The 7,028-nt window shown below is 42.4% G+C and carries 10 protein-coding genes; 6 read left to right on the top strand and 4 right to left on the bottom strand.

The features are described 5' to 3' along the window. The 4 genes from ACYVAA_RS11655 to ACYVAA_RS11640 form a co-directional block, all read right to left on the bottom strand. The coding region (locus ACYVAA_RS11655; RefSeq protein WP_460541795.1) for a VOC family protein at window positions 1-352 on the bottom strand (352 nt) is incomplete at its 3' end. A gap of 35 nt (window positions 353-387) precedes the next feature. Beyond that, on the bottom strand, window positions 388-888 hold the full coding sequence (locus ACYVAA_RS11650; protein ID WP_460541793.1) for a cupin domain-containing protein: 501 nt from the start codon (window positions 886-888) through the stop codon (window positions 388-390). Window positions 889-1,015: 127 nt separating this feature from the next. Continuing rightward, window positions 1,016-1,537, bottom strand: a complete 522-nt coding sequence (locus ACYVAA_RS11645; protein ID WP_460541791.1) for a hypothetical protein — start codon at window positions 1,535-1,537, stop codon at window positions 1,016-1,018. A gap of 241 nt (window positions 1,538-1,778) precedes the next feature. Next, window positions 1,779-2,471, bottom strand: a complete 693-nt coding sequence (locus ACYVAA_RS11640; protein ID WP_460541789.1) for a ComF family protein — start codon at window positions 2,469-2,471, stop codon at window positions 1,779-1,781. Window positions 2,472-2,553: 82 nt separating this feature from the next. Between ACYVAA_RS11640 and ACYVAA_RS11635 the strand changes: the two genes are divergently transcribed. The 6 genes from ACYVAA_RS11635 (at window position 2,554) to mnmG (ending at window position 7,027) form a co-directional block, all read left to right on the top strand. Beyond that, entirely contained in the window at window positions 2,554-2,910 is a 357-nt protein-coding gene (locus ACYVAA_RS11635; protein ID WP_460541787.1) for a carboxymuconolactone decarboxylase family protein, read from the top strand. Continuing rightward, the gene (locus ACYVAA_RS11630; protein WP_460541785.1) at window positions 2,903-3,265 is read left to right on the top strand and encodes a hypothetical protein; all 363 of its coding nucleotides are present in this window, start codon (window positions 2,903-2,905) and stop codon (window positions 3,263-3,265) included. The genes ACYVAA_RS11635 and ACYVAA_RS11630 overlap by 8 nt, the downstream gene beginning before the upstream one ends. 82 nt (window positions 3,266-3,347) lie before the next feature. After that, complete coding sequence (locus ACYVAA_RS11625) at window positions 3,348-4,109, top strand: exodeoxyribonuclease III (RefSeq protein ID WP_460541783.1); 762 nt, start codon at window positions 3,348-3,350, stop codon at window positions 4,107-4,109. 43 nt (window positions 4,110-4,152) lie between these two features. Then, entirely contained in the window at window positions 4,153-4,554 is a 402-nt protein-coding gene (locus tag ACYVAA_RS11620; RefSeq protein ID WP_460541780.1) for an ATP-binding protein, read from the top strand. A 1-nt stretch (window position 4,555) separates the two neighbouring features. Further along, window positions 4,556-4,993, top strand: a complete 438-nt coding sequence (gene ybeY, locus ACYVAA_RS11615; protein WP_460541778.1) for an rRNA maturation RNAse YbeY — start codon at window positions 4,556-4,558, stop codon at window positions 4,991-4,993. 168 nt (window positions 4,994-5,161) lie between these two features. Further along, window positions 5,162-7,027, top strand: a complete 1,866-nt coding sequence (gene mnmG / locus ACYVAA_RS11610; RefSeq protein WP_460541776.1) for a tRNA uridine-5-carboxymethylaminomethyl modification enzyme MnmG/GidA — start codon at window positions 5,162-5,164, stop codon at window positions 7,025-7,027. The last annotated feature ends 1 nt before the right edge of the window (window position 7,028 follow it).

The following is a 7,028-nucleotide window of genomic DNA, read 5'->3' as shown; positions in this document are numbered from 1 at the left end:
GTACCGGGTTGCCGTCCGGATCAATCAGGAACATACTCGCAGGACCAGAGCTGGACTCATCGGCTTCTTGTGCTGGTTTGATCCCTGCAGCTTTGACGGCTTTTTGGATTTCCCTTACATCATCAAAATCCTGCAATATTTCCGCATTTTCATTCCAACCTGGATTGAAGGTCAGGATATTCTGCTCAAACATGCCCTGAAATAGGCCAATCAGCGCATTGCCGTTTTTCATGATCAGGTAATTGCGTTCCAGCTTTCCTGCAAATACGGTAAAGCCCAGTTTTTCATAAAAGTCTTTGGAAGCCTGCAGGTCTTTGACATTGAGGCTGACGGAAAAAGCGCCTAATTTCATGGTTTTATTCGTTTGGTTGTTTTCAAGTTAAGTAATTATTTTCGAGTAAACGCACTTATCAGCTGATCGTGTGCAGGAAACTGTTGGATTAGTTGCTCCCGTTCCGCCAATTCAAAATCGCTAAAATCAAACCCCGGCGCCACAGTGCAGCCCACCAAGGCAAAGCTGTCTTTTCCCATCACCTCAGCTGCAAACCAATGGCCTGCAGGAACGACCAATTGTGGCTTTTGCCCGTTGAGAATATCATGGCCAATGAGGTATTCCTTGTGAATGCCAGTAGGGGATAAAGTATGTAGTTTAATCGATGCCCCTTGATAAAAATGCCATATTTCATCCTGTTTGATCCGATGAAAGGCCGAAAAAGTATCTGAGGTCAGCATAAAATAAATGCTGGTGACATAATTCCGCTCACCTTCAATTTGTTGCGGCAAAGATTCCTGGCTGATCTTTCCCTCACTTCTGTAAACCTCCCTGTAATGGCCCCCTTCTGGATGGGCCTGCAAACCTAGTTTCTCTATTATTTGATTCGGATTCATGACCTTAAATTAGCATTTATCCCTAAAAAGCCCAGCAGTCAGCGGTGATGGATCATCTTTAAAAGAGAAGAAAGGAATATGGTTGAGGTAAAAAAAACATTGGCCAGGTCAAGAGGATTTTACGATGCTACCTTTCGGACAGCTGGTATTTGAGCAGTCTTTGGACATTATAATTATCTCCTTTACCGTTTAGCGGAATGGTGATCTTTTGGATGCCTATAAAAGTGCCTACGCCCGCTCCAAGGAGCATTCCTCCCAAAATTGCTTTTGTATTGGTGCTGGTACACATGCTGTTGGCAGCATCACAGTCTGGTCTGTCCATCTTCCCAATCTTAACACCCAAAGCTGTTCCTATCACTGTACCCAATATGATGTATTTTCCCAGTTTACCTTGTTTTCTGAATTGAATTTTTTCAATCTGTTCTATCGAAAATTCATCAATTCTATAGTGGGGAGCAACTTCCTGTGGAAAAGGTTCCGCCGTTAAAATTGAAGTAGACTTGAGCTCATAAAGGTAGCCTTTTATCACTGGAGCGGAATTTGTTCGGGACAACCACATGTCAAACTCCCTTATCTTTGGGCTTATTTGGGCAAACGACAACTGCACAAGGGACACGATCAATAAAAAAGCAACTATTAATGCTTTCATGTGGCAATGGATTTCAGAAAAAGAGTGGACAAAAGTAGTAGGAAACACCTTACCTGGAGAAATAACACAGGTACCATCATGCATAAAAAATTATATTTTATGCATTTCAAATTATATTAAACGATTTTCATTACGTTAAATTTAAAAAATATTATAGTGTGAAAATCAATCAGTTACCATTATGTATAAAAACTGCAACTATTGATAAACGAAGTTAACTTTTATGTGTATTCAGCCGAAATCATTTCCCTGCAGCAATCACTGCCAAGTCCACTTGCCTTGCACCAGCCTCAAGCAGCACATTGGCGCAAGAAGCCAGAGTGGCTCCTGTGGTCATCACATCATCCACTAAAAGCAAGTTTTTTCCCTTAAGAGCGGCTCCCATACATAGCTCAAACACCCCTTCCACATTTTCTATCCGTTGCATTCGGGACTTTTTGGTTTGGGTACTGGTGAATTTCCGCCTTTTAAGCGCTTTGATTACGGGTACTTGGAGCACCTTGGCCAAGCCCTCGGCAAACATCAGACTTTGGTTATAGCCCCTGCTTTTTTCCTTCAGCGGATGAAGGGGAACCGCCAGCACTCCTTCCCAGGCCATCTCAAAACCACTGTCCAAAAGCTGCTGTCCGTACAATTTGCCCAACAGCTTTCCCAATTCGGGCTTGTTTCTGTATTTCAACTGATGTAAAAGCCGCTGACTCATCCCTTTTTTCGAAAAACGCAGGAAAGCCATCACGTTGGTCGCCCGTGTCAGGCCTGTAATCTTCACGGCAAGATCATTGTTTTGGGGCCTAAGATGATAGCTGGTTACGGGAAGTTTGGCCTGACAGCTCCTGCAAAGCTGATTTTCGAAATCAAACAAACTGCTTCTACAGACACAGCAGGTCTCTGGAAACACCAATGCCAAAAAATCATTCAAAAAAGTGAAACGCATTAGGAAAAAGGCTTGTTAGTTCTAATTGACAGGAAAATACCTGTTATATTTGCTATTTAGATAAAAACTATCCTATAAGATAATGAATTTAGTCAACGAATTCAATGAGTACAGGGCACAGATGAACGAGAAGATTCTCGGGGAGGACAACAAAGTACTCAAGCGCATCTTCAACCTGGACACCAATGCATTCAAAGAAGGGACAGTAGATGTACAATCCAAAGAAATGATTGGCTTGGCCTGTTCCATGGTTTTGCGTTGCGATGACTGTGTACGCTATCATCTGGGAAAATGCCATGAGTTGGGACTGAGCAAAGCACAGGTATTTGAGGTGTTTTCCATTGCCAATCTTATTGGAGGCACGATCGTCATTCCACACTTGCGCAGGGCTGTAGAATATTGGGAAGAACTGGAAAATCAAGCGAAACAAGATGTTTAAGAAAGATCTGGACCTCGAAAAACGCTGGGGGAAGCTGTTGTTGGGAATTCATGAGCTGATCGGCAAGAAACCTGCAGACCTTAACGGAGTCCTATTCATCATTGGTGTACAGGAGTTAGGGCAGGGAATGAAAAACTTCAGCAAGGAACAAAAGCAGGATTTGATGCACATTGCCGTGTGCAAAGTACTGAGTTTGGCGGGATTCTATGAATTGGATTTCATTGATCAGGATGGCTGGCCCCATTGGAAAATGGTCAAGGAACTTCCGCACTTTGATCTATTGGAGCAGGAGAAGCTTCTGAAGATCCAGGTATTGGAATACTTCGAAAAAGAATTTGAAATAGACATTAAATAGTTATTTCTCATAAAATAGGAACATTAATTAATCAGAAAGGACAACAAAAATCCTTTGCAACAAGAAAGTAAATCCATACTATATGAATATCGTATCCTATAATGTCAACGGTATCCGGGCGGCCATGAAGAAAGGTTTTGCTGAATGGCTGGAAACTTGCTCGCCAGATATCATAGGCTTACAGGAAATCAAGGCAAACAGGGACCAGATAGAAGTAAGTGTCTTTGAAGATTTGGGCTATCACTGTTATTGGTATTCCGCAGTAAAAAAGGGCTACAGTGGAGTGGCTATTTTAAGCAAGGAAAAACCCAAGCATGTGGAATATGGCATGGGACTAAACTCCTATGACGATGAAGGCAGGATGATCAGGGCAGATTATGAAGATTTTTCCTTTATCAGTGCCTATTTCCCATCTGGAACCACCGGTGACATCCGTCAAGACTTCAAATATTCGTTTTTGGACGATGTTTTTGGGTATTCCCAAGACTTGACACAGTCCATCCCCAACCTTATTTTAAGTGGAGACTACAATATATGTCACAGGGCCATCGATATTCATAATCCAGTAGCCAATAAGAACACCTCCGGATTTTTACCGGAAGAAAGGGCTTGGATGGATAAATTCACCGGATCCGGTTTTGACGACAGCTTTAGACTGGTCAATACCGATCCCCATCAGTACACCTGGTGGAGTTACCGCGCCAATTCCCGGGCCAATAACAAGGGCTGGCGTATTGATTATCACATGACCAGTGCCTCTATGAAAGATAAAGTCAAAGGAGCCGGTATATTAGCTGATGTAAAGCACTCTGATCATTGTCCGATTCTATTGGAAATTGATTAGATAGAAATATTTAAGTAAAAAGATAAATAACCATAAAAACTTAATGAAATCTATCAAAATTTCTATTCCATCTCTAATTGAGAATATAAAGATCATAGAAAGTTTCATTGATAACGCCAAGGAAAAGTTCAAAATCAATGATGATATCTATGGAAACATCATGATTTCGGTAACAGAGTGTGTCAGCAATGCCATCATACACGGCAATGGTGGTGACGCCAATAAATCGGTCAAGCTGGAACTCAACTTCTTGGACGACCAGTTAAAGTTCATTATAGAAGACGAGGGAGAAGGTTTTGATTATGAAAACCTTCAGGACCCCACAGCTCCGGAGAACATAGAAAAATCAGGAGGCAGGGGGGTATTCATCATGAAGCACCTGAGCGATGAAGTTGATTTCGAAAACGACGGCAAAAAGGCCGTACTCACCTTCTACATGAACTGATATGGCCATCAATTTCTTTCAAGAAGACATTCAGTACGCTTTACCTAAAAAGAACCTCACCAAGAAATGGTTGAGGCAGCTTGCAGAAAAAGAAGGCTTTAAAATATCCGATCTCAACTACATCTTTTGCACAGACGAATACCTGTACAACATCAATGTAGAATATCTTGAGCACGACACTTACACCGACATCATAACGTTCGACAATTCGGAAGATGCAGACATTATAGAAGGCGACATCTTTATAAGCATAGAAAGAGTGAATGAGAATGCCAGAACGGAAAACCAGGACAAGCACAAAGAAGCAATCCGTGTAATCAGCCATGGATTACTCCATTTATGCGGCTACAAAGACAAAACCGAGGAAGAAGCCAAACTAATGCGACAAAAAGAAAACGAAGCCATTGACAGCTTCTTCCATTTACAAGAAACCAATTAACCAAGTACTGTTCCACGTGGAACAGTTAAACAAGCACTGACAACTTACCTAACGTTCCACGTGGAACACCCGGTAAGTAGCAATATAATAACAGGAACGTTCCACGTGAAACACTTAGTAATCAACAGGATTTAGTGTTCCACGTGGAACACCGTAAACAGAAAAGTTATGTTTCCAGAATACGATGTAATAGTAGTAGGGGCTGGTCACGCAGGATGTGAAGCTGCTCATGCTGCAGCAAAGATGGGGAGTTCAGTATTGCTCTGTACCATGAACATGAACACTATTGCACAAATGTCTTGCAATCCGGCAATAGGAGGGGTAGCAAAAGGGCAGATTGTGAGGGAAATCGACGCTTTGGGCGGGATGACAGGGATCATTTCAGACAAATCCATGATCCAATTCCGGATGCTCAACCGCTCCAAAGGTCCTGCCATGTGGTCGCCAAGATCCCAAAATGACCGAATGCGCTTTGCAGAAGAATGGAGACTTGCCCTAGAAGGGACTCCCGGAGTTGATTTTTGGCAGGAAATGATCACAGGTCTGGTTGTCAAAGATAAAAGAGTAGTAGGAGTTAAGACAAGTATCGGTCTGGAAATAAAAGCCAAATCAGTTGTTCTTACCAATGGAACCTTTCTGAACGGTATCATCCACATCGGAGAAAAACAGTTTGGTGGCGGCCGTACCGGTGAAGCTGCAGCCAAAGGAATCACCGAACAATTGGTAGAGCTGGGCTTTGAAGCCGGAAGGATGAAAACAGGTACCCCTCCCAGGGTGGATGGAAGATCCCTTGATTATTCCAAAATGGAGGTGCAGCATGGGGATGAACAACCGGAAAAATTCTCCTTTTCGGATGAAACGCAACCATTAAAAGAACAAAGAACCTGTTGGATTACCTACACCAACAAAGAGGTACATGAAACCTTGGAGACTGGATTCGACCGATCTCCCATGTTCAACGGTAGGATTCAGGGCTTAGGTCCTCGCTACTGTCCATCCATAGAAGACAAAATCAACCGATTTGCAGAAAGGGACAGGCATCAAATCTTTGTGGAACCGGAAGGATGGGATACCGTAGAAATCTATGTCAATGGTTTTTCCACCTCCTTACCAGAAGATGTGCAGTACAAAGCGATTAGAAAAATCCCTGGATTTGAAAACTGCAAAATGTTCCGTCCCGGCTATGCCATAGAATATGATTTCTTTCCACCTACACAGCTAAAACTGACACTAGAAACCCAACTGGTCGATAATCTTTTCTTTGCCGGACAGATTAACGGGACCACCGGTTATGAAGAGGCTGCTTGCCAAGGCTTGATAGCAGGTATCAATGCATCCAGAAAAGTACAGGAAGAATCACCTTTCTTACTGAAGCGGTCAGATGCCTATATAGGCGTGCTGATAGATGATCTTATCAATAAAGGTACTGAAGAACCGTATAGAATGTTTACTTCTCGTGCAGAGTTCAGGCTGCTCTTGAGACAGGACAATGCTGATCTTAGATTAACACAGCTTGGGCATTCCATTGGCTTGGCCTCAGACACACGTCTGGAAAAAATGCTGGACAAGAAAAATGATACGGCTAAGTTGATCAATGATCTCAAGCAGAAAAAATTAAGTCCTGATTCCATAAATACAGGCCTTGAAGAACTGGAAACGGCCAGTATCAAAGAAAAAATAACGGTCGAAAAACTTCTTAAAAGACCTCAGTTAGGCTTACAAACCATCAAAGATTTGGACGAGGATATTTCATCTTATCTGTCAAAATATCCAAAAGAGGTGTTGGAACAGGCAGAAATCCAGGTGAAATACAACAGCTATATAGAAAAGGAACAGCAGATGGTAGAAAAGCTGAACAATATGGAAAATTTCAGGATTCCCGATAGTTTCGATTATCTATCCATTCCAGCACTTTCAGCAGAAGGAAAACAAAAGTTAAATAAAATCAGGCCAGAGACATTGGGCCAAGCTTCAAGAATCAGCGGGGTATCACCTGCGGATTTATCCATACTCACCGTTTACCTAGGAAGATAAC

The sequence above is a fragment of the Echinicola sediminis genome (assembly GCF_054777495.1).
The sequence above is the reverse complement of the archived record's forward strand: the minus strand, read 5'-3'. Positions and strand labels throughout refer to the sequence as shown.

Excerpts from the sequence above, each read along its gene's own strand:
- ACYVAA_RS11650 (WP_460541793.1), bottom strand. The coding sequence starts at position 888 with ATGAATCCGAATCAAATAATAGAGAAACTAGGTTTGCAGGCCCATCCA.
- ACYVAA_RS11645 (WP_460541791.1), bottom strand. The coding sequence starts at position 1,537 with ATGAAAGCATTAATAGTTGCTTTTTTATTGATCGTGTCCCTTGTGCAG.
- ACYVAA_RS11640 (WP_460541789.1), bottom strand. The coding sequence starts at position 2,471 with ATGCGTTTCACTTTTTTGAATGATTTTTTGGCATTGGTGTTTCCAGAG.
- ACYVAA_RS11635 (WP_460541787.1), top strand. The coding sequence starts at position 2,554 with ATGAATTTAGTCAACGAATTCAATGAGTACAGGGCACAGATGAACGAG.
- ACYVAA_RS11630 (WP_460541785.1), top strand. The coding sequence starts at position 2,903 with ATGTTTAAGAAAGATCTGGACCTCGAAAAACGCTGGGGGAAGCTGTTG.
- ACYVAA_RS11625 (WP_460541783.1), top strand. The coding sequence starts at position 3,348 with ATGAATATCGTATCCTATAATGTCAACGGTATCCGGGCGGCCATGAAG.
- ACYVAA_RS11620 (WP_460541780.1), top strand. The coding sequence starts at position 4,153 with ATGAAATCTATCAAAATTTCTATTCCATCTCTAATTGAGAATATAAAG.
- ybeY (WP_460541778.1), top strand. The coding sequence starts at position 4,556 with ATGGCCATCAATTTCTTTCAAGAAGACATTCAGTACGCTTTACCTAAA.
- mnmG (WP_460541776.1), top strand. The coding sequence starts at position 5,162 with ATGTTTCCAGAATACGATGTAATAGTAGTAGGGGCTGGTCACGCAGGA.